General features: G+C 71.4%; 18 protein-coding genes. 9 read left to right on the forward strand and 9 right to left on the reverse strand.

What is annotated here, in order from left to right:
• Positions 1-97: 97 nt before the first annotated feature.
• The gene (locus AB0H54_RS18695; protein ID WP_357346561.1) at positions 98-1105 is read left to right on the forward strand and encodes an anti-sigma-D factor RsdA; all 1008 of its coding nucleotides are present in this window, start codon (positions 98-100) and stop codon (positions 1103-1105) included.
• A gap of 130 nt (positions 1106-1235) precedes the next feature.
• Here the strand turns inward: AB0H54_RS18695 and AB0H54_RS18700 are convergent, their stop codons facing one another.
• A complete protein-coding gene (locus AB0H54_RS18700; RefSeq protein WP_022567296.1) occupies positions 1236-1649 on the reverse strand; it encodes a DUF5319 domain-containing protein in 414 nt (137 codons plus the stop codon).
• A 216-nt stretch (positions 1650-1865) separates the two neighbouring features.
• Between AB0H54_RS18700 and guaB the strand changes: the two genes are divergently transcribed.
• Together guaB and AB0H54_RS18710 are read left to right on the forward strand one after the other, a co-directional pair.
• Positions 1866-3410, forward strand: a complete 1545-nt coding sequence (gene guaB, locus AB0H54_RS18705; RefSeq protein WP_357346562.1) for an IMP dehydrogenase — start codon at positions 1866-1868, stop codon at positions 3408-3410.
• Between the two features lie 110 nt (positions 3411-3520).
• A complete protein-coding gene (locus AB0H54_RS18710) occupies positions 3521-4675 on the forward strand; it encodes a GuaB3 family IMP dehydrogenase-related protein (protein WP_355271494.1) in 1155 nt (384 codons plus the stop codon).
• On the opposite strand, the gene AB0H54_RS18715 is transcribed toward AB0H54_RS18710, so the two are convergent.
• Positions 4672-5472: an alpha/beta hydrolase gene (locus AB0H54_RS18715; protein WP_357346563.1), complete on the reverse strand. Its 801-nt coding sequence runs from the start codon at positions 5470-5472 to the stop codon at positions 4672-4674. The two genes, AB0H54_RS18710 and AB0H54_RS18715, sit on opposite strands and share 4 nt — an antisense overlap.
• Positions 5473-5582: 110 nt before the next feature.
• On the opposite strand from AB0H54_RS18715, the gene guaA reads away from it, so the two are divergent.
• Complete coding sequence (gene guaA / locus AB0H54_RS18720; RefSeq protein WP_357346564.1) at positions 5583-7157, forward strand: glutamine-hydrolyzing GMP synthase; 1575 nt, start codon at positions 5583-5585, stop codon at positions 7155-7157.
• A 4-nt stretch (positions 7158-7161) separates the two neighbouring features.
• Here guaA and AB0H54_RS18725 read toward each other — a convergent pair whose 3' ends face one another.
• From AB0H54_RS18725 to AB0H54_RS18745, 5 genes are all read right to left on the reverse strand, one after another.
• Positions 7162-7299, reverse strand: coding sequence for a hypothetical protein (locus AB0H54_RS18725; RefSeq protein WP_357346565.1), 138 nt, complete (start codon positions 7297-7299; stop codon positions 7162-7164).
• 74 nt (positions 7300-7373) lie between these two features.
• Entirely contained in the window at positions 7374-7586 is a 213-nt protein-coding gene (locus AB0H54_RS18730; RefSeq protein ID WP_357346566.1) for a hypothetical protein, read from the reverse strand.
• Entirely contained in the window at positions 7579-9447 is a 1869-nt protein-coding gene (locus AB0H54_RS18735) for a PspC domain-containing protein (RefSeq protein WP_357346567.1), read from the reverse strand. Before AB0H54_RS18735 ends, AB0H54_RS18730 begins: the two co-directional genes overlap by 8 nt.
• A 65-nt stretch (positions 9448-9512) precedes the next feature.
• On the reverse strand, positions 9513-13349 hold the full coding sequence (locus AB0H54_RS18740) for an NACHT and WD repeat domain-containing protein (RefSeq protein WP_357346568.1): 3837 nt from the start codon (positions 13347-13349) through the stop codon (positions 9513-9515).
• A gap of 83 nt (positions 13350-13432) precedes the next feature.
• Positions 13433-14062 carry an MspA family porin gene (locus AB0H54_RS18745; protein ID WP_357346569.1) on the reverse strand — a complete coding sequence of 210 codons (630 nt, stop codon included), beginning with the start codon at positions 14060-14062 and terminating at the stop codon, positions 13433-13435.
• A gap of 655 nt (positions 14063-14717) precedes the next feature.
• Between AB0H54_RS18745 and AB0H54_RS18750 the strand changes: the two genes are divergently transcribed.
• Entirely contained in the window at positions 14718-16004 is a 1287-nt protein-coding gene (locus tag AB0H54_RS18750; protein ID WP_357346617.1) for a PspC domain-containing protein, read from the forward strand.
• Between the two features lie 148 nt (positions 16005-16152).
• A complete protein-coding gene (locus AB0H54_RS18755; RefSeq protein WP_218717351.1) occupies positions 16153-16800 on the forward strand; it encodes a response regulator transcription factor in 648 nt (215 codons plus the stop codon).
• Positions 16801-16806: 6 nt separating this feature from the next.
• Here the strand turns inward: AB0H54_RS18755 and AB0H54_RS18760 are convergent, their stop codons facing one another.
• On the reverse strand, positions 16807-17346 hold the full coding sequence (locus AB0H54_RS18760; protein ID WP_357346570.1) for a dihydrofolate reductase family protein: 540 nt from the start codon (positions 17344-17346) through the stop codon (positions 16807-16809).
• A gap of 110 nt (positions 17347-17456) precedes the next feature.
• On the opposite strand from AB0H54_RS18760, the gene AB0H54_RS18765 reads away from it, so the two are divergent.
• Positions 17457-18140, forward strand: a complete 684-nt coding sequence (locus AB0H54_RS18765; protein WP_357346571.1) for a TetR/AcrR family transcriptional regulator — start codon at positions 17457-17459, stop codon at positions 18138-18140.
• Here the strand turns inward: AB0H54_RS18765 and AB0H54_RS18770 are convergent.
• A complete protein-coding gene (locus AB0H54_RS18770) occupies positions 18124-19254 on the reverse strand; it encodes a serine/threonine-protein kinase (protein WP_355271512.1) in 1131 nt (376 codons plus the stop codon). The genes AB0H54_RS18765 and AB0H54_RS18770 overlap by 17 nt on opposite strands.
• A gap of 211 nt (positions 19255-19465) precedes the next feature.
• On the opposite strand from AB0H54_RS18770, the gene AB0H54_RS18775 reads away from it, so the two are divergent.
• Both AB0H54_RS18775 and AB0H54_RS18780 read left to right on the forward strand, forming a co-directional pair.
• On the forward strand, positions 19466-20215 hold the full coding sequence (locus tag AB0H54_RS18775) for a hypothetical protein (protein WP_357346572.1): 750 nt from the start codon (positions 19466-19468) through the stop codon (positions 20213-20215).
• A gap of 10 nt (positions 20216-20225) precedes the next feature.
• Positions 20226-21797, forward strand: a complete 1572-nt coding sequence (locus tag AB0H54_RS18780) for a DNA polymerase Y family protein (protein WP_357346573.1) — start codon at positions 20226-20228, stop codon at positions 21795-21797.
• Positions 21798-21831 lie beyond the last annotated feature (34 nt).

The following is a 21831-nucleotide window of genomic DNA, read 5'->3' on the forward strand; positions in this document are numbered from 1 at the left end:
CGGTCGAGGCGACCGGAAGGTTTGGCGTGGGTCGCACGACAGCGGTCCCTACGCCGCCGAGGATGCCGGTGATTCCGGTCCGGTCGACATTGCGGCGGTGCGCAGCGACGATGCGCTGATCGACGCGATCGCGAGCGACGGCCCGGTGCGTACCGACAGCCCCGAGGAGTTCCAGCTGGCGTCGTTGCTCGCGGATTGGCGAGCTGACCTGCTGGCCGAGCCGATGCCCGCGGGTCCTGATCTGGACACCGTGTTCGCGGCGGTCAACCAGGAGATCGGCGCGCGGCAGGTTCGAGTCGGAGCTTCCTCGCGCGGACGTCTACGGCTGGTACGCCCCCTTCTCGGCGCGGCCGCGGCACTGGCCGTGGTCTTCGGCGGTATCACAGCGTTCTCCTACAGCGCGGCACCCGGCGATCCGCTGTGGCGTGTCAAGGAGGTCGTGTTCAGCGAACAGGCGCAGTCGACCGTCGTGGCACGTGCCGACGACGATCTGGTCGCCGCGCAGAACCTGCTCGAATCCGGTAATCCGGAGCAGGCGCGGGCCCGGCTGGAACAGGCTTCGGCCACCGCGAGCCAGGTCAACGACCAGGGCAAGCGGGAGGATCTGGTCGCCCGCTGGAACCTGCTGCGTGACGAGCTGGCCAAGCGCGCACCGGAGATCGCCGCCCAGCTGGCACCGGTGGCGCCCACCTCGCCCGGACAGACCAAGCCGACCTCGCCGTCGCCCGCCTCGCCGTCGACCAACCCGGGCAGCACCGCTCCGGTGGCGCCGACCGGTCCCGGTGGGACCACCGATCCGTCGTCCGAGCCGCCGGAGATCATGCAGACGCCGGGTCCCGGTTCGGAGACCAAGCCGGTCGTTCCGCCGGTCACCACCGAGCCCACCGAACCCACGGTGCCGCCGGTGACCACGGTGCCGACCACGCCGCCCCCGGTGACGGTCGACCCGACGACGCCGCAGACGACCATCGCCGTGCCGCCGCCGGTCACCGTGCCGACGGTGGTTCCGACGTCGGCACCCGCGCCGCCGACGGTGCCGCCGACCCTGCAGACGCCACCCGCCTTGACGATCCTGCCCGCACCGCCCGCCGTGCCGTCATCCTGATCGTCCCATTCAACGACAAAGGCCCCGAACCTGAGGTTCGGGGCCTTCGTCGTTGTGTTCGCGGATGCCGTGCGGCATCGTCCCCCGCGCACGCGTGACCGGAGCGGGGGAGCGACGCCGCGCGGGCGGCTCAGTTGTCGAAGCCGTCGAATCCGTCGCCGTGGAACGCCTCGTTCATCGAGGCATCCGCGTAGCCGCGGCAGTAGTCCCAGGTGACGTACGCCTCGGGCGTCGGGTCGTAGGCGGGCTCGTGCGGACGGACGGTGCCGTCGACGAGTAGCTGGAGCAGGTTCGCCCGCAGCATGTCCCAGTCGTGGTAGTGATCTTGCCGACAATCCTCGCAGCTGACGACGAGCCCGCGGATGCCGCGATGGGCCAGCAGGGCTTCGTAGACGGCGAGGTCGGCGAGATCTTCCTCGACCGCGAGGCGCTCATGAGGATCCAGCGGCTCACCGGGCTCGATCGCATCGAGCGCGGCAGACGGGTCGGAGGGGTCTCCGGCGAAGGGATCCGGCGGCAGGCCAGGTGGTAGATGGTCACGCACATCCCCACGGTACGCAGTACTTGGTGGTCTGCGCCAGCGATGCACCGGGCAAGTTTGCCGCGGGGCTCACTTCACAGGCGTGTTCGCCCGCCGGATACCATGGAATGCAGGCGTCGGCGAGCTTGTTCTCACCGACCATCAATCATTTCCGCTCAGCACCGTCGCGCTGCATCTTCGGCGTCGGTTGCTACCGACGACCAGGAGGGGTCGATCCGAATGAGTAATCCCGTGTCGGGCGAACGAATCGCGGTGCGCCCTCCTACGGGTGGCGACGATCCGACCAAGATCGCCATGCTCGGCCTCACGTTCGACGACGTGCTGTTGCTGCCCGCCGCCTCGGATCTCATCCCCAGTTCCGTCGAGACCTCCAGCAGGCTCACCAGGGAGATCACCCTGCGCACCCCGCTGGTGAGTTCGGCCATGGACACCGTCACCGAGGCTCGCATGGCCATCGCGATGGCGCGGGCCGGCGGTATGGGCGTGCTGCACCGCAACCTGTCGGCCGCCGATCAGGCCGCTCAGGTGGAGACGGTGAAGCGCTCGGAGGCGGGCATGGTGACCGACCCGGTCACCTGTCGTCCCACCGACACCCTCGCCGAGGTCGACGCCATGTGCGCCCGGTTCCGCATCTCGGGCCTGCCCGTGGTGGACGAGACCGGCGCGCTGGTTGGCATCATCACCAACCGGGACATGCGCTTCGAGGTCGATCAGGACCGGCGCGTCGACGAGGTGATGACCAAGGCGCCGCTGATCACCGCCCAGGAGGGCGTCACCGCCGAGGCCGCGCTTGGCCTGCTGCGCCGCCACAAGATCGAGAAGCTGCCGATCGTCGACGGCAACGGCCGCCTGCGCGGTCTGATCACGGTCAAGGACTTCGTCAAGACCGATCAGTACCCCAACGCCACCAAGGACCGCGACGGCCGCCTGCTGGTCGGCGCCGCGATCGGCGTCGGCGAGGACTCCTGGTCGCGCGCGATGACGCTGGCCGACGCCGGGGTCGACGTGCTGATCGTCGACACCGCGCACGGCCACCAGTCGCAGGTGCTGCAGATGGTCGCCAAGGTCAAGGCCGAGGTGGGCGACCGCATCCAGATCGTCGGCGGCAACGTCGCGACCAGGGCCGGTGCCGCCGCGCTCGTCGAGGCCGGCGTGGACGCGGTGAAGGTGGGTGTCGGCCCCGGCTCCATCTGCACCACCCGCGTGGTCGCCGGTGTCGGCGCGCCGCAGATCACCGCGATCCTCGAGGCCGTGGCCGCGTGCAAGGCCGCCGGTGTTCCGGTGATCGCCGACGGCGGCGTGCAGTACTCCGGTGACGTCGCCAAGGCCATCGCGGCAGGCGCCTCCACCGTGATGCTCGGCTCGCTGCTCGCCGGCACCGCGGAGGCCCCCGGCGACCTGATCCTGGTCAACGGCAAGCAGTTCAAGAGCTACCGCGGCATGGGCTCGCTCGGCGCCATGCAGGGCCGCGGCCAGGCCAAGTCGTACTCCAAGGACCGCTACTTCCAGGACGACGTGCTCGCCGAGGACAAGCTGGTCCCCGAGGGCATCGAGGGGCGCGTGCCGTTCCGCGGCCCGGTCAACCAGGTGATCCACCAGCTCGTCGGCGGCCTGCGCGCGGCCATGGGCTACACGGGCTCGCAGAACATCGAGCACCTGCAGAACGCGCAGTTCGTGCAGATCACCGCGGCGGGCCTCAAGGAGAGCCACCCGCACGACATCACCATGACCGTCGAGGCCCCGAACTACACCGGGCGCGGCTGAGTACAATAGATGCGTTTGTGCGCCGGGAGGTACGCTCCCGGCGCACAGCCATGCGGTCGTCCTGACCGCGACAACGCGCGCACACGCGCGCCCGAACACAGGGAGCAACTGTGCGCGACATGGTGGAAATCGGAATGGGCAGGGTCGCTCGGCGGACCTACGAGCTCGACGACGTGGACATCGTCCCCTCGCGGCGGACCCGGTCGTCCAAGCAGGTCTCGCTGGCCTGGCAGCTCGACGCCTACCGGTTCGAGATCCCGGTGCTCTCGCATCCCACCGACGCGCTGGTCTCCCCGGAGTTCGCGATCGAGCTGGGCCGCCTCGGCGGCCTCGGCGTGATCAACGGCGAGGGCCTGTGGGCCCGGCACGCCGACGTCCAGGACAAGATCGATCAGCTGATCGATCTCGTCGACAAGGGGGGTTACGAACGCGCGATCTCCCTGCTGCAGGAATTACACGCCGCGCCCATGCAGCCCGACCTGCTGGCGGCCGCGGTCGCGCAGGTGCGCGCGGCGGGCGTGACCACCGCGGTGCGGGTCAGCCCGCAGAACGCGCGGGCGCTGACCCCGGCGCTGGTGCAGGCCGGGGTCGACCTGCTGGTGGTGCAGGGCACCATCATCTCCGCCGAACACGTCGGCGACGGTGAGCCGCTGAACCTGAAGACCTTCATCGCCGAGCTGGACGTGCCGGTCGTCGCCGGTGGCGTGAGCGACCACCGCACCGCGCTGCACCTGATGCGCACCGGCGCCGCGGGCGTCATCGTCGGCTACGGCTCCTACCCGGGCGCCACCACCACCGGTGAGGTGCTCGGCATCGGCGTGCCGATGGCGACCGCGATCGCCGACGCCGCCGCGGCCCGCCGCGACTACCTCGACGAGACCGGCGGCCGCTACGTGCACGTCATCGCCGACGGTGACGTCGCCACCTCCGGCCAGCTCGCCAAGGCCATCGCCTGTGGCGCCGACGCCGTGATGCTCGGTGTGCCGCTGTCGGTGTCGGCCGAGGCGCCCGGACGCGGCTGGTACTGGCCCTCGGCGACCGCGCACCCCTCGGTGCCGCGCGGTTCGTTCCTGCCGGTCGACGAGTCCTGGCTGGACGGCGCCGACGGCACGGTGACCCGCCCGAACCTCGAGCGCGTCCTCTACGGCCCCTCCGACGACCCGTTCGGCTCGCTGAACCTGGTCGGTGGCCTGCGCCGCTCGATGGCCAAGGCCGGCTACTCCGACCTCAAGGAATTCCAGAAGGTCGGGCTCAGCGTCCGCTAACGCACGTGGGTCAGCGAGACCCGCTCGCGCAGGAACCGCGCGATCGCCGCGTTGACCGGTTCCGGGTGGGTCATCGTGACGGCCAGGCGGGCGCCATCGATCTCCAGGAAGGTGGAGGCGGTGAGCCCGTCGGCCAGCGTGCGGGCGCGTTCGCCCGCGATGCCGCTGTGGGTGGCGTGGATGATCAGCGCGGGGCAGGTGATCTCGCGCAGCCGGTCCAGCACCGAGTCGCGCCCGAGCAGGCAGCCGACGGCGGCGTCGAGGCCGTGGTGCGCGTCGCAGACCCAGCGTTTGGTCCAGACGTCGCGGTGCCAGGCGTCGTCGCCGATCAGCCAGTCGGCGAGGCGGTCGGCGGCTTCCGCGCGTGACCCCTTGTCGTGCCATTCGTCGAGGAAGCGCTGGGTCGCGGTGGACTGCTCCCTGGTCGGCCCGTGCGCCTCGGTGCTGATGAGGATGAGCGCGGCGACCCGCTCCGGGGCGACCAGCGCGGTCCGCAAGGCCGTGAAGCCCCCTTGCGCGGTGCCGCCGACCACGGCGCGTTCGGCGCCGATGTCGTCGAGCACGGTCAGCGCGTCGCGCGCGGCGGTCCAGTACGTGAACGGCAACCGCTGATCCTTGGTGCGGCCGTGCCCGCGGGCGTCCCAGGCGACGATCCGGAATTCGGGAGCCAGGCTGGCCTGCTGCGAGGCGAACATCGTGCGGTCCATGAAGAATTCGTGGGCGAGCAACACCACCGGCCCCGTGCCACCGCTGTCCTCGTAGTAGATGTCGGCATCGATCGCGCGGGCGAATGGCACGAGGACGAGGATAGCCAGGTCGACCGGGTATTGCGCAATGTTCTCCCAACGCGTGTGCGTGCACCGATGCCCGCTGCTCGGCCGTCGTGCGCCGTCACTAAACTGTCCCGGTGGCAGAAACTCAGAGACCGGTCCTCGTCGTCGACTTCGGCGCACAGTACGCCCAGCTGATCGCTCGCCGGGTGCGCGAGTCGCGCGTGTTCTCCGAGGTGATTCCACACACCATGACGGTGGAGGAGATCGCCGAGAAGCGGCCGCTGGCCGTCATCCTGTCCGGCGGCCCCTCCAGCGTGTACGCCGAGGGCGCCCCGCAGCTCGACGCGCGGCTGTTCGACCTGGACGTGCCGGTGTTCGGCATCTGCTACGGCTTCCAGGCGATGGCGCAGGCGCTCGGCGGCACGGTGGCCCACACCGGCACCCGCGAGTACGGCCGCACCGAGCTCAACATCGACGGTGGTGTGCTGCACGGCGGCCTGCCGACCATCCAGCCGGTGTGGATGAGCCACGGTGACGCCGTGACCGACGCCCCCGAGGGCTTCGAGGTCACCGGCACCACCGCGGGCGCGCCCGTCGCCGCGTTCGAGGATCGCGCCCGCCGCCTGGCCGGTGTCCAGTACCACCCCGAGGTGCTGCACTCGCCGCACGGCCAGCAGGTGCTGAGCCGCTTCCTGCACGAGCTGGCCGGCATCCCCGCGCAGTGGACCCCGGCCAATATCGCCGAGGCGCTGATCGAGGACGTGCGCGCGCAGATCGGTGACGGCCACGCCATCTGCGGTCTGTCCGGTGGCGTCGACTCCGCCGTCGCCGCCGCGCTGGTGCAGCGCGCGATCGGTGACCGCCTCACCTGTGTGTTCGTCGACCACGGGCTGCTGCGGGCGGGCGAGCGCGAGCAGGTGCAGCAGGACTTCGTCGCCGCGACCGGCGCCAAGCTGGTGACCGTCGACGCGGTCGACAAGTTCCTCGGCGAGCTGAAGGGCGTCTCCGATCCCGAGGAGAAGCGCAAGATCATCGGCCGCGAGTTCATCCGCTCCTTCGAGGACGCGGTCGCCGGCATCGTGCTCGAGGAGGGCGCCGCCGCCGGTGCCGCCCCGAAGGTCGAGTTCCTGGTGCAGGGCACGCTCTACCCGGACGTCGTCGAGTCCGGCGGCGGCACCGGCACCGCGAACATCAAGAGCCACCACAATGTCGGCGGCCTGCCCGACGACCTCGAGTTCGACCTGGTCGAGCCGCTGCGCCTGCTGTTCAAGGACGAGGTCCGCGCGGTCGGTCGCGAGCTGGGCCTGCCCGAGGAGATCGTCGCCCGGCAGCCGTTCCCCGGTCCCGGCCTGGCGATCCGCATCGTCGGCGAGGTGACCGCCGACCGGCTCGACCTGCTCCGCCAGGCCGACGCCATCGCCCGCGAGGAACTCACCGCCGCCGGCCTGGACAAGCAGATCTGGCAGTGCCCGGTCGTGCTGCTGGCCGACGTGCGCTCGGTCGGTGTGCAGGGCGACGGCCGCACCTACGGTCACCCGATCGTGCTGCGCCCGGTGTCGAGCGAGGATGCGATGACCGCGGACTGGACCCGCCTGCCCTATGACGTGCTGGAGCGCATCTCCACCCGCATCACCAACGAGGTGGCCGACGTCAACCGCGTGGTACTCGATGTGACGAGCAAGCCGCCGGGCACCATCGAATGGGAGTGACGCGCTAGGCCGGTCGCTGTGGCGGCGTCACCTGCGTGAGCAGCAGTCTGCCGAGCAGGAAGCCGCCGGGCGGCCGGTGGGCGGTCGGCGGCAGCGTCTTCGCCAGCGGAGTGGGCTGCCGGTCTACCCGGGATTCGTCCATTGCCGTTGTCCTCCAACAACAATGGCCCGTCACGGTGACGGGCCATTGTCGTGTCTCGGGTCGGTGTGCTTTCGTCAGTGCCGCTTGCGGCGCGGGGAGATCGTCAGCAGCAGGCCGATGACGATCGCCGCGATCACCACACCCCAGCCGATCGGCAGGATGCCGCCGTTGTCGGGGGTCGGTGCGCCGAGCAGCGCCCAGACGCTCAGGGCCAGGGCGATCAGGCCCGTGCTGAGCAGGGAGAACGCCGGTCGGCGGCGGGTTTCGGTGCTGGTCGGATCAGCCACGGGTCACCTCCACGTCACCCAGGTGCATCTTGATGTGCAGGTCGAGGACCGGGGCGCCCGGGGTCTGCGGCCCACTCAGGCCTTCGACGCAGGTCGCGTCGGCCACCCGGATGTCACATGTCGTGTTCACTGTCATCCCTTCGGGCAGGTGCACTTTCGCGTCGCCGATGTTCACCGCGACCTCGACGCTGCGTGACTCGGTGAGGTTCAGGCCACGCAGATCCAGCGTGCCCGAACCGATGTCGAGGGCGTAGCGCGGCTGCAATTCGGTCACCGAGGTCGGTGCCCAGACGCGTTCGCCGATGGCGCCGTTGTTCTCGAAGTCGATCGGCCCGATCAGCGAGGCCAGCAGCACGAACCCGGCCAGCGGCGCGGTCAGTACCAGCAGCCCGTAGCCGCGCCGCAGGAACGCGCCCGCGATCAGCCCGAGTCCGACGACCGCGAGCGCGAACGCCGCGATCCGCGCCGGTGTCATCCATTCGACGCCGGCGGCCGCCGCCGCGCCGGCCAGCGCGGCCGCCAGGATCGCCAGCCCGATGGTGATCGGGGTGAGCCGCGACCGCGGTCGCTTCGGCGGCGGTGGCGGCACCTGCACGGCGTAGCGCGGCGCCGCCTCGGGCAGTTCCCAGGCCAGCGGCGCGATGCCGAGCGGATCGATGCCGCTGGGGACCTGCGCGCCGGTGCGCGGGAAACCCGGTGTGGGGGAGGGCAGGTCCTTGCTGAGGACGGCGGTCGCGCCGAGGGCGGGGTCCTGGATCGGCTCGGGGGTCGCCACCTCGGGCGATCCGTCGCGCTTGTCGAGATCGATCGTCATCGTGGGATCGCTCGAGTCCACGGGGATCAGATCGGTCGCCGTGGCGCGCGGTGCGTCCGCGTCGGCCTCGCGGTCGGTCGACGTGGCGCGCGGTGCGTCCGCGTCGGCCTCGAGGTCGGGCGATGCGGTGTCCGAGTCGGCGGGAGGCGCCGGGGTGACGTCGTCGGCCTGGGTGGTCGAGGTGGTGTCGACCACGATGGCGGCGGATTCGTCCGTCACGACCGCGTCGACGATGTCGGCCGAATCGGTCGAGGTCGATGCGGGAGCCTCGGCTTTCATCGTCGCCGAGCTCGACTCGGGTGCGATGGCCGCCGAGCCCGATTCGGGTGCGGTGGCCGCCGGTGCCACGTCCTTGTGCAGGACGATCGTGTCGGTGGCGTCGACGCGCAGCAGCGGCGTGGACTCGGCCGTGTCGGTGCGGGTTTCCGCGCGGGGCGGCACGGTCGCGGCCGGATCGGGGACGTAGGCGTCCGGCAGTTTCGTGTAGGGCGTGTACATGCCGGTCGGCGGCACGTCCGGGACGTAGGGGTAGCCGCGGACCGGTACGCCGGTCGGATACCCCGCGGCGGGATAGCCCGCCGTGCCCAGTGATTCGGCCCGGACGGTGTCGAAACCGGTGGGCAGCTCGGGATGCCGGATGTAGAGCATCCACCAGCCCGCCAGCATCAGCCCCATGCTGACCACCCCGGAGCCGCCCATCCCGAGCCCCACCGGACCCATGGTCGACACCGCGATCGCCAGCGCGACGATCAACACGATCGTCTTGGTCTGCGAATGCGTGCCGCGCGCGTGATCGGTCAGCGCCTCGGCCGCCGACGCCTCGTTCCCCGCGGAACTCAGCACCAGCCACGCGAGCAGGTACAGCACGATGCCGGCGCCACCGAAGATCGTCGACACCACGAACGCCACCCGCAACAACACCGGATCGACGCCGTACCGCAGCCCGAACCCGGCCGCGACGCCGGCGATCGGCCCCTGCCGCGGCAGCCGGACGGGCCGCGTATGCCACATCTGCTGGATCTGGTCACCGAAGCTCGTTCTGCTCATGTCCTCCATGGTGTGCTCGACCAGCCCTTTCGCACATCGGGGTGAACCCTGAGGTTTGCCCGGGTTCAGGAGCAAGGTGGGGCGTAAGGGACATTGGGGAGCTGGCGTTTCCAGACCTGTTCGGTGAGGATGTCGCCGGTAGCGGCACAGATCCGGTCGGCTACCCGCTCCGGGACGAGGTCCCACATCCCGAACTGGCCGCTGTCGGTGACGACGGCGAGATGGCCGCCGTCCGGGTGCAGGGTGGAGAGGCGATTGCGCACATCGTTCCGTCCGATCGGCCCGCTGATGAGACGCGGGGCCCGGGGATCACCGATGTCCCACAGCTCGGTGGTGCGGTCGCTGCCCGTGATGGCCAAAGTGTGGTCGGACGCGGTCGACATCGAGATGATCGGGGTGCTCTCGGTGCGGATCGGTGCGGTGAGCCGTTCGGGTTCGGTCTCGGTTCGCCACACCTCGAAGGAATCGGAACCGGCGACGACGGCGGTGTGGTCGTCGGGCAGCTCGGACAGTTTGAACAGGGCGGTCTGCCCGTCGGGTTCGGTTGTTCCCTTCAGAATCGGGCGGTGCGGGTCGACGATGTCCCATATTTGGGTCGCATAGGGCATCTCGGTGACTTGCTGGTCGTAGACGACCACCTCGAGGCGCGTGCCGTCAGCCGACAGCGCGTTGACGAACACCTGGTCGGCGCCCTCGGTCGGGAGAATCGGTGTCCCGCCCCGGACCGGTGCCAGCCGATCGCTGACATCCCATATCCGGACCTCGTGCGAATCCGCGGTCACCATGCGCCCCGCTCGAACCTCTGATTGGACGACGTGGCCGGTGGGCCAGCCGGCCAGTGGCCGCGGCCGCTGGGAATCCGCCAGATCGAAGACGAGTCGGTGGCCGGAGGGCTGGTCCTGGATCGACAGCGTGCGACCGTCGGGGCTGAGCTCCGGGCCGAAGCGATTCGGCCCGCCGGGAACGGTCGACAGCCGGATCGGGTGCGCGGGATCGGTGGTATCCCACACGGCCATGGCACCGGCCAGGTCCGCGATCACCATCCGGTTCCCGGCTTTGTCGAAGACAGGCGACAGTGGCGAGCCGGGCGAGACGTCCACCAGCGACGACGGCAGCGTCCACACGGTCAGGGCGCCGTCCCTGCCCGCCCCGGCCAGCACTGGTTTGCCGGACAGGAAGGTCAGCGACCGCAGCCCGGTGGCGCACAGTGATGCCGGGCCCTGGTCGCACGATCCCGGGCTGGTCGACAGCATCGGCGCCGCCTGCACCGGGTGGTCCGGGTCGGTGATGTTCCACAGCCGCCCCGCGTTCGCCGAACTGGTGACGAGAACGGTTCCGGCATCGTTGAAGTCGATCGAACCGAGCGTGCTGTCGTCGGTGTGGATGGCGCCGAGTCGGCGTGGCTCGGCACCCGCTGTTCGCCAGAGGTCGACCCGACCTGTTCGCGCCGGGTTCGTCTCCGTCGGTCCGTAGACGGCGACCGCCAGGTCGACGCCGTTCGGGCTGAACGCGAAGTCGCTCAGGTAGGCATCGGGCGCGGTCGATATCGGTGATCCGACCGGGCGGGGTGTGCGGGGGTCGCGGATGTCCCAGAGCTGGATGCTGTCCGCGACACCGGCGTCGTGGACGACCCGTCCTACCGCGAGCAGCGTGCCGTCCGGGCTGAACTCGACGAGGTGTGCCTGTGCGCGCGCCTCGGGCAGGGCGACCCTGGCGGCGCGCGTCGGGTCGGCGCGGTCGCCGATCCGCCAGAGCGTGAACGAACTCGCACCGGCTTCGGCGAGTAGCGTGCCGTCCCGCGCCGCGGCGATCGAGTTCCGCTTCTCGGTTCCGAGGCTGTGCCGGAGCCGTGGGGATTCCGGGCCGGTCAGATCCCACAGCTGCAGACCGGCCGGGCCGTCGGTGACCACGTCGGTGCTGCGCGGCACGAAGATCAGCCGGTCGATCGGAACACCGAATTCCGCGCTGATCTTTCGCGGCCGGGCGGAATCGGTGGTGTCCCAGAGCAGCACCTTCCCGTCGTAGTCGAGTGAGGCGAGCATGCCGTCGCTCGAGCGCGCCACGAGTGCGTTGATATCGGTTGCGTGGCCTGGCACGGAGGTGGCCAGCGGCAATTCCTGGGTGGTCAGCAGCTGCGCGCGGGTCGACGGATCGGGCCGCATCCGGTAGGCGGCCAGGGACAACTGCGCCGACAGCGACGGGTCACTCGCTCTGGTCCGCTGCGCCGCGGCGACCAGTTCCGCGTAGTCCCGGTCCGCGGTGCGCTGGTCGGCGAGCTTGCCACGGTCCCAGGCGACGACACCGGTGCCGAGGAGAGCGACGACGACCATGGCGGCGCCGATGCGCCAGCGCTTGCCGAGGCGGGCGGAGCGGCGTGCGGCGTCGAGGAAGGCGCGGGAGCGAGGGCTGGTGGTGCCGTTGGCATGCTCGGTGGCGCTGTCGAGGCGGGTGCCGCGGTAGAGCAGGGCGGGATCGTCGGTGGTCTCCCATTCGGCGGCGTCGGTTTCCAGGCGTTGGCGGACGAGGTGGCCGACGCGGTCGGTGGCGATCCAGCCGCGCAGGCGGGGCCAGGCGGTGAGGACGATCTCGTGGGTGAACTGGACCGAGCCGGCGTCGAGGGCGACGAGCCTGCTGGCGGCCAGGACTTCCAGCGCCTCCGCCGTGGCCTCGGGGTCGGTACCGCGGGAGAGCAATTCGCCGCGGGCGGCGGTGCGGCGGGTATCGCGCGCGTCCTGCCCGACGGTGACCAGTGCGCCGAGCAGGTCCTGGGCGGCCTCCTGCTGGACCGGGGTCAGCTCGCTCCACGCCAGTTCGGCGGTCTCGGCGACCGAGCCGGCCACCCCGCCCGCTGTGCGATACCCGGCGACGGTGAGTTTGCGCCCTTCGCGCTGCTGCCAGGTCGCGGCCATCACGTGGGAGAGCAGCGGCAGCGAGCCGGGATCGTAGGCGTCGGTGTCGGCGTGCGCGCCCAGGCCGCGCAGTTCGGTGAGAACCAGCTCTTCCAGGCCCTGCTCGAGGGTGAGTCCGGCAGCGGTCGCGGGCCCGGTGATGGCCCGCGACACCTCGTCCATCGACATCGGGCCGAGCAGATAGTTGTTGCGCCGCAGGCTGTCCCGCAGCACGGGGTGGTGCAGGCAGCGTTCGTAGAAGTCGGCCCGCAGGGCGAGCACGACCGTGAGCGGGGCGGCGGCACGGGTGGTCAGGTCGGCGAGTGCGGTGAGGAAGGCCGTGCGTTCGGCCTCGTCGGGACACAGGGTGAACAGTTCCTCGAACTGGTCGACGACCAGAACGCGCGGCTCGTCGGTGTCGACGGCGGCGAGCGCGGTCATCGGCGCGGCACCCGGGGTGATGGTGGCCGAGGGCAGGTCGAGGGCGGGGCGCAGGCCTGCGGCGAGCAGCGAGGACTTGCCCGCGCCGGAGGCGCCGATCAGCACGACGATGCCGGTGGCGGCGCGGACCAGGTCGACGAATTCGGTGGTGGCCTGTTCGCGGCCGAAGAACAGGGCGCGCTCGTCGGCGCGGAAGGCGCGCAGGCCGGGGTAGGGGCAGGTGTCGCCGTCGGTGGCGGTGGCCGTCCAGGTCACCGATTCCTGCCAGAGGCGGCGCCATTCGTGCGGGTCGGCGAGGCGGCGGGGGAGGTCACGCTGGGCCTTCTCGGTCAGCTCGACCAGCGTCAGGATCACCGGCAGCAGCGATTCGAAGCGGGCGGGCACGTTGCGCCCGGCCTTCCAGTCGCTGATCCGCTGGGCCGACGGGGTGCCCGACTGGGTGTTGCGCATGCGCCGTTCGGTGGCGGTGGCGACGCGGCGCAAGGTCGGATTGCCCGCCGCGGCATAGAGTTCGGCGAATCGCCGCGCGAAAACCGCACGCGGCGATGAGAACTCCGTCTCGTCGATGGTCAAAGAACCCCCCGTTCGGTGAAAACGACCGAGGGGAATGATATTTGGTGCATCGGGACCCGGCGCGGCGCCGGGTCCCGATCCGGTCAGAGGAACATGGTGTCGCCGAAGACCGAGTTGGTCGCGCTCACCTGCGGCGTGGTCGCGGTGACCGTGGCCCAGGAGTAGATGTTGAGCGGACCGCCGCAGTCGCCGACCATCAGATGGAAGTCGCGGTTCACCAGGTAGGTGGTGCCCGCGCCCAGCGGCATGCTCCCCACATCGATCTTCTCGATCTCGCCCGGCGCCAGCGACAGGCTCAGATCGAGCCCCGCCGAGATCGACGGACCGATGTCGGCCGAGACGTCCGGACCCGAGGAACCGAAGCCGATGCTCGCCCCCGCGCCGACCGAGATCCCGCCGTCCAGTCCGACCGAGAGGGTCACCTCGACCGCGCAGGCGACGAGATAGCCGGATTCGAGCGTGCCGGTCGCCCCGGCGGGCGGCGTCACGTACGCGGTGTTGTCGAGGAACACCTCGCGGTTGGTCGGCATGGCGTTGAGCGCGGGCACCTGCCGGTAGGACTGATCGGTGTGGCCGAGGGTCAGCTCGAAGCCCGCGGGTCCGTGATAGGTGGTCTCGTGTGGGGCCATCGGTGTCGCCGACGCCGTCGGCGTGATCCCGACGGTGCTCAACGCGATGGCCGTGGCACCCAGCATGGTGGTGACGATTCTCAATGTTCCTCCCCTGCAATGAAGGCCGTGAATTCCGGCCTGCCATCACGGTAGGAATCCGGCCTGAGCCGGGTCTCGGGGTGAACCCTCGAATGAGCTGATAATCGCTGGTGAGGATGCCGTGACCGGTTGTCCGGTCCGGCGGCGAGCGCGTCGGCGACCTGTTCTTCAGGGCTGGGCGTATGCCCAGGTGAGACGTGTTTTCTGTCCGGACCGGACGGCATCGGCCCAGGTCGGCGCCTGATCGCCGGCATCGGGGCGGAGATCAGGGACTTTCCTGATGTCGGCACCCACTCGCGCGTGCCAGTATCGAAGCATGGATCCGTCTGTTCCCACCCGTGCCGCCGCCCCGGGGCCCGCCGCCCCGTACGGGTACGGCGCCGCACCGGGGAGCAACGTCGCATCGGGGAACGCCGCACCGCCGCCGAACGGCGCACCCCACTACCCCGGCGGCCCCGGCGCCGCGATGAATCCCGGCGGGCACCGGCAGCCCAAGGGCCCGCAGCGATTCGTCGCGCGGGCGCTCGGCAACGGTCAGGCCGTCTACGGCACCCCGCACCCCTACGTTCCGCCGCCGCAGTATCGGCCCCCGCCCGGCTACTACCCCGGGTACCCGACGCAATCGGGGTACGGGGTGCCGCGTGGTTACCGGCCGGGCATGCTGCCGACGCCGGGGCCCGAGCCCGTCGGCGCGCCGCTGCCGCAGACCCCGCGACTGGTCCGCCGGACGGGTGGTCGGGTGGTCGGTGGTGTCGCCGGTGGTCTGGCCGATCATCTCGGCGTCGACGTGTTCAAGGTGCGGATGGCGTTCGTGCTGCTGTCCGCGCTGGTCGGTGCGGGCCTGGTGGCCTACGGCCTGCTGTGGATCTTCACCCCGGGCGGCAACGACGCGGCCAAACCGACCGGCGACGAGCGCAGACAGGCGATCGGCCTCGCCCTGCTCGGCCTCGGCCTCGCGGTGACCGTTGGCTGGTTGTTCCAGGGCACCGCCGCGAAGGTGATCGCCCCGATCGTGGTGGTCGCGGTCGGTGCCGCGCTGGTCTGGCGCGAGTACGACGTCGCCGCGCCGGGTCCGCGCGCGCTGTTCGGGCTACCCGCGCGACCGTCGGTGGTCACCTGGTCGCGGATCGTGGCCGGGGCGACGCTGATCGTGGTCGGGCTCGGCGTGGTGGTGCTGGCCAGGATCGATCTGAGTTCGCTCGGCTCGGCGTTGATCGCGGTCGCGGTCACGCTGGTCGGCGCGGGGCTGCTGACGGTGCCGCTGTGGCTGCGCATGGTCCGCGCGCTCAATGCCGAGCGCGGCGCCCGCATCCGCAACGAGGAACGCGAGGAGATCGCCTCGCACCTGCACGATTCGGTGCTGCAGACCCTCGCGCTGATCCAGCGGCAGGCCGAGGACCCGCAGGAGGTGCTGCGCCTGGCCCGCAGCCAGGAACGCGAGCTGCGCAAATGGCTCTTCGACGACACCGCCCCCGCCCAGTCCAGCCTGGCCGCCGCGCTGCGCACCATCGCGGGCGAGGTGGAGGACCAGCACGGCGTGAAGGTCACCCCGGTGACCGTCGGCGATGTCGCGATGGACCCCGGCGACACCGGCGCCGGCCTGCCCAAGGAACACTTCACCGCCCTGCTCGGCGCGAGCCGGGAGGCGCTGGTCAACGCGGCCAAGCACGCGGGTGTCCCGGAGATCGACCTGTTCGCCGAGACCGAACCGCACCAGGTGAGCATCTTCGTCCGCGACCGCGGCGCCGGGTTCGACACCGCCGCCGTGCCCGCCGACCGGCGCGGTGTCGCGAAATCGATCTGCGCCCGGATCGAGCGTCGCGGCGGCACCGCCGTCATCGACTCGACCATCGGGCGCGGCACCGAGGTGCGCATCGTGATGCCGCGCTCGGACTCCGGCACCACGGACCCGGCCGCCGACGCGCCGGACCCGTCCGAGGTGTGAGGCCCCGCGCAGGCCTGGGCGGCGGATCCTGTTCGGCCACGGGCGTTTCGCGCCCTGCCGCCGGGCCCTCCCGCCTCGGTCCGAACCGATATTCACGGTCGTGTGGTACCGATGAGAACAAGTCGATCGCCGGTGGGATGAGAGTGAGCTGTCAGTGAGTGTTCGGGTGTTCCTGGTCGACGATCACGCGGTGTTCCGGTCGGGCGTGCGCGCCGAACTGAGCCGCGAGACCGATATGGAGGTCGTCGGCGAGGCGGGCGCGGTGGCCGAGGCGGTCGCCGGGATCGATGCGGCGAAGCCGGATGTGGTGCTGCTGGACGTGCACATGCCCGACGGCGGCGGTGTCGCGGTGCTCACCGGGATCGCCGACGGCCCGGTGTGCCTGGCGCTGAGCGTGTCCGACGCCGCCGAGGACGTGATCGCGGTGATCAGGGCCGGCGCGCGCGGGTATGTCACCAAGACGATCTCCGGCGCCGAACTGGCCGACGGCATCCGCCGCGTCGCCGGCGGTGACGCCGTGTTCAGCCCGCGGCTGGCCGGTTTCGTCCTCGATTCGTTCACCGGCCGCTCCCCGGTGCCCGAGCCCCCGCTCGACCCCGAGCTGGACTCGCTCACCCCGCGCGAGCTCGAGGTGCTGCGCCTGCTGGCCCGCGGCTACACCTACCGCGAGATCGCCGAGACCCTGTTCATCTCGGTGAAGACGGTGGAAACCCACGCGTCCAACGTGCTCCGCAAGACCCAGCAGTCCAATCGCAATGCCCTGACCCGCTGGGCCCATCGCCGCCGGATCGAGTGAGGGCGGTTATTTCGCGGGGACGTAGATCTGGTTGAGCACGCCGGAACCGAACGCCTCGGCCGAGGCCAGCTTCAGCTCGACCTGGTCGTCGAGCTTGTCGAACCAGCGCGCACCCTTGCCGAGCACGACCGGGTGGACGAACAGCTGCAACTGATCGAGCAGGCCCGAGCGCAGCAGGGACTGGACCAGGGTGAGGCTGCCGGTGATGGCGAGGTCGCCGCCCTCGGTGGCCTTGAGCGCCCTCAGCTCGGCCTCGATGTCGCCGGTGACGATCTCGGTGTTGTTCCAGGTCGCTTCCGTCAGCGTCGTGGTGACGACGTACTTCTTCTGGTTGTTCATGAAACCGGCGAACTCGTCGTCGCTGGTGGGCCAGTGCGCGGCGAACTCCTCGTACTGGACGCGACCGAGCAGCATCGCGTCCGAGGTGGCCATGCCCGCGCCGATCGCGGCGCCCATCTCGTCGTCGAAGTAGGGGAAGTGCCAGGTCTCGGGGGCCTCGGCGACGCCGTCGGCGGAGACGAACAGGCTGGAAACGATCTTGCGCATCGGATTCTCCCTTGGGGTGTACCGTACAGTACGGTTCTGGGTGAACTGAACAGTACGGTACACTCTTTGGGGTGTCAACAGATCCGCGAATCCGACATCCGGGAGGCCCGATGCCCCGCACCGAAACAGCGCCCGATCTCGTGGAGGGCAGCGCCGCCGAACAGGCGCGCCGCCGGATCATGGAGGCGGCCATGGAGGTGTTCCTGCGCGACGGCTACCTCGGGGCCAAGACCGACGAGATCGCCAAGGTCGCTGGTTCGTCGAAGCAGACGATCTACAAGCGCTTCGGCAGCAAGGACAAACTGTTCGAGGAGATCGTGTTCGACCGGCTCGGCGGGATCGATCAGGTCTTCCGGGAAGCGATCGGCGAACTCGCCTCCGCCGACGACGTGGAGACCACGCTGCGCATGGTGGCGCACCGGTTCGTCCATCTGCTGACCCGGCCCGCGCAGCTCCGGGTGCGGCGGCTGGTCATCGCCGAGGCGGGCCGCTTTCCCCAGCTGGGGCGGGCGTACTTCGAAGCCGGACCCGAACGCGTGCACGCCATGTTGGCGTCGTGCTTCGCCCAGCTGACCGAGCGGGGCCTGCTGCGGACCGTCGAACACGAACTGGCCGCCAACCACTTCACCTGGCTGGTGGTGTCGGTGCCGGTCAACAAGGTCATGTTCTGTGGTGACGAAACCCGCTTCAGCGACGCCGAACTCGATCACTACGCCGACGCGGGCGTGGAAGCGTTCCTCGCCGCCTACCGGCCACCGGCGACGACGGCCCGAGGCGCTACATCACCGCGATGATGATCGCGATCAGGATGACCAGCCCGATGAGCACGCCGGCGCCGATGGCCAGCGGCGCGCCGTTGGGCAGGTTGTCGACGAAGCTGCCGGTGCGCTGCTGCGGCGCGGCGGGCGCGGCCAGCGGGGCGCGCTGCGGGCGCGGCAGCGGGGCGGAATGCGGGCTGCGCAGGCCGCTGGCGGAGTTGCGGGCGGCCCAGGAGGGAATGGTGCCGTCCTCGGTGCGCAGCGGCACGCCGAGGATGTAGGCGGCGGTACCGGGACCGAAGGCGGCGGTGAGGATCTCGTCGCGCGCCTGGGCCATCGTCGGGCGGCGCTGCGGTGCCGGTTCGAGCATGTGCAGCAGCGGCTGGGTGAGGATGCCGCTGCGGCTGGGCGGGATGATCCGGCCCATCGCGGCCCGGGTGACGACATCGTTCTCGTCGTCGTCGAAACCGAACGGCGGCTGCCCCTCCAGCGCGGTGTAGAGGGTCGCGCCGAGGGAGAACACGTCGCTGGCCTCGGTGGGCCTGGCGCCGCGGGCGACCTCGGGTGGCAGGTAGGCGGGGGTGCCGGTGATGGTGCCTTCCGGGTCGTCGCCGTGGGTGTCGCCCGCGCCGCGGGAGATGCCGAAGTCGCTGAGCTTGGCCTTGCCGAGATCGGGACCGCGATCGGCGACGAGGATGTTGCCCGGCTTGATGTCGCGGTGCACGATGCCGGCGGCGTGCGCGGCGGCGAGCGCGTCGGCCACCTGCGCGCCGATCTGGGCGACCTCGACCGCGGGCAGCGTGTCGAACAGCGTGAGCGCCTTGGCCACACTGCGCGAGGGTAAGTACTCCATGACGAGCCAGGGTTCGCCCGCCTCGATCACCACGTCGTAGACCGCGATCGCGTGCTCGTGCGACAGCTTGGCCGCCACCCGGCCCTCGTGCACGATGCTGCTGCGGATGCGCTCGGCCTCGGCCTCGCTCAATCCGGCCGTGGAGAGCACCTGCTTGATGGCGACTTCGCGGTTCAGCAACCGGTCCGTCGCGAGCCAGACCGCACCCATGCCACCGCCGCCCAGTTTCGACTGCAGGCGGTAACGACCCGCGACGAGGTAGTCGGGGCCGATATGGGGACGAGCACGTTCGGTCACGGGTGCGAGGGTAGTCGAATATGCCGATGACTGGCCGGTATCGCGACGCGCGGGTATAAGGGGCCCCGCTGTGGACACGGGCCGGGGGTGGGTGTCACCCTGGTCGCGATCGAACGTATATTCGAATACGATTGATAGCTGAAACGGTGCTGCCGTTCCGGCGCTGGGCGGCTCTCCGCTCGCGGGTCCATCGTGGAAGTAGGTGGTGTTGATGGGTTCGGATGCGTTGTCGCCCGAGGTGGCGGCCCGGGCGCGCACGCTCGACGAACTGCGCAGGCGGATGGCCGCGGTGCCGGGCCGGGGCGAGTCCGCCACCGCTCATATCCCTCGTGAGCAGCCACTACGCCGTGATCTGTTGCCGGTGCCCGCTCCGCTCGCCGAGCTGTTGCCCGACGGCGGACTGCCCAAGGGGGCCGTGGTCGCCTATACCGGCGCGCACTCGCTGCTGTCCGGTCTGCTCGCCGCGGTGACCGGCGGCGGTGGCCACGCCGCGGTGGTCGGGCTGCCCCGGCTGGGTTTGCTGGCCGCCGCCGAGATGGGCGCGCAGCTGTCCCGGCTGGCGGTGATCGCCGACCCAGGCCCCGATCCGGGCGAAGTGGCCGCCGTCCTGCTCGACGGCCTCGATCTGGTCGTCCTCGGGCTCGACGGCGTCGCCGTCCCGCCCGCCCGCTGCCGGGTGCTCGCCGCCCGCGCCCGCAACCGCGGCGCCACCCTGGTCGTCGCCGGCGGCACCTGGACCAATCCGTCGCTGCGCCTGGACACCCGCGTCACCGGCTACCGCGGTCTCGGCGCGGGCCGCGGCCGCCTGCGCTCGGTCTGCCTGGACGTGCGCGTCAGCGCCAAGGCGGGGCCACCCCGGCACGGCCGGATAGACCTGTGCGCCAAGGCCGGTCGCACCGAATGGCTCGCCCGCGAGGCGGAGATCCGCGAGGCGGCCGACGTGCGAGAGGCCGTGTCGTGACCGGCCTGCGATGACGCGGGCGGAGCGCGTGCTGGCGCTGCTGTGTCCCGACTGGCCCGCGGTGGCGGCGGCCGCGGTGGCCGGGGTGCCCGCGGATCGCCCGGTGGCGGTGCTGCGCGGGAATCGGGTGGTGTCGGCGTCGGCGATCGCCAGGGCGGAGGGGGTGCGCGAGGGCGTGACCCGCAGGGAGGCGCAGTCGCGCTGCCCCGATCTGGTTGTCGCCCAGGATGATCCGGACCGGGATGCCCGGCTGTTCGAATCGATCGCGGGCGCGGTCGACGCGACGGTGCCCGGTGTCGAAGTGCTCCGCCCGGGACTCCTCGTCCTCGGAGCACGGGGCGCCACCAGGTTCTTCGGCTCCGAGGAGGCCGCGGCGATCCAGCTCATCGATGCCGTGGCGGTGGCGGGCGCCGAGGCGCAGATCGGCATCGCCGACGCCCTGTCGACCGCCGTGCTCGCGGCGCGCCGCGCGGCGTTCGTCCCGGTCGGCGCCGGTGCCCGCTATCTGGCGCCGCTCCCGGTGGCCGAGCTCGCCGCCGAACCCGCGCTGGCGCCACCGGAACGCGCCGACCTGGTCGACCTGCTGCACCGCCTGGGCTTGCGCCGCGTCGGTGACTTCGCCCGGCTCACCCCCGCCGACGTCGCCTCCCGCTTCGGCGCCGACGCGGCGCTGGCCCACCGCGTCGCCCGCGGCCTGCCGGAGCGGCCGCCCTCGGCGCGGCGGCCACCGCCGGAACTGGCCGTCGACCTCGACTGCGATCCGCCGATCGACCGGGTCGACGCCGCCGCCTTCGCCGGGCGCACCCTCGCGACCCGGCTGCACACCGCCCTCACCGCCGCGGGCGTCGCCTGCACCCGGCTGGCCGTCACCGCGCGCACCGAGGCGGGGGAGGAGCTCTCGCGGATCTGGCGTTGCGCGCGCCCGCTCACCCCGCCCGACACCGCCGACCGCATCCGCTGGCAGCTCGACGGCTGGCTCACCCACCGCGATCGCCCGACCGCCCCGATCGTCACGCTGCGGCTGGAGCCGGTCGAGGTGGTCGCCGCGGGCGCGCTGCAACTGGGCCTGTGGGGCGGGGAGGGCGAGGAGACCGAGCGGGCCCGCCGTGCGCTGGTCCGGGTGCAGGGCCTGCTCGGTGGCGAGGCGGTGCGCGTCGGCGTGCTCAGTGGCGGGCGCGGGCCCGCCGAGCGGATCACCATGATCGCCCTGGGCGACGAGCTCACCCCGGCCGCCGACCCGTCCCAGCCCTGGCCCGGCCGGCTCCCCGAACCGGCGCCGACGCTGCTGCTCCTGCACCGCCCCGTCGTGCACCTGACCGCCGCCGACGGCACCGCCGTCGAGGTCACCGACCGCGGCCTGTTCACCGCCGACCCGGCCCGGCTGCGCTGGGGCCGCAGGCAGTGGGCGCTGCTCGGCTGGGCGGGCCCGTGGCCGGTGGACGAGCGCTGGTGGGCCGCCGCCGAGCAGGCGGGCCCGGCCGCCCGCGCCCAGGTCCAGCTCGACGCCGAACCCACCGAGATCAGGGCCGTCCTGCTCGTCTACGACGCCGCCACCTGGCACGCCGAGGGCGTCTACGAATAGCCGCCGAACACAGGGTGCCCTTACCGGCGGGGCG

Origin of the sequence: Nocardia sp. NPDC050718, from assembly GCF_040654235.1 — a bacterium.
Classification (GTDB): Bacteria; Actinomycetota; Actinomycetes; order Mycobacteriales; family Mycobacteriaceae; genus Nocardia.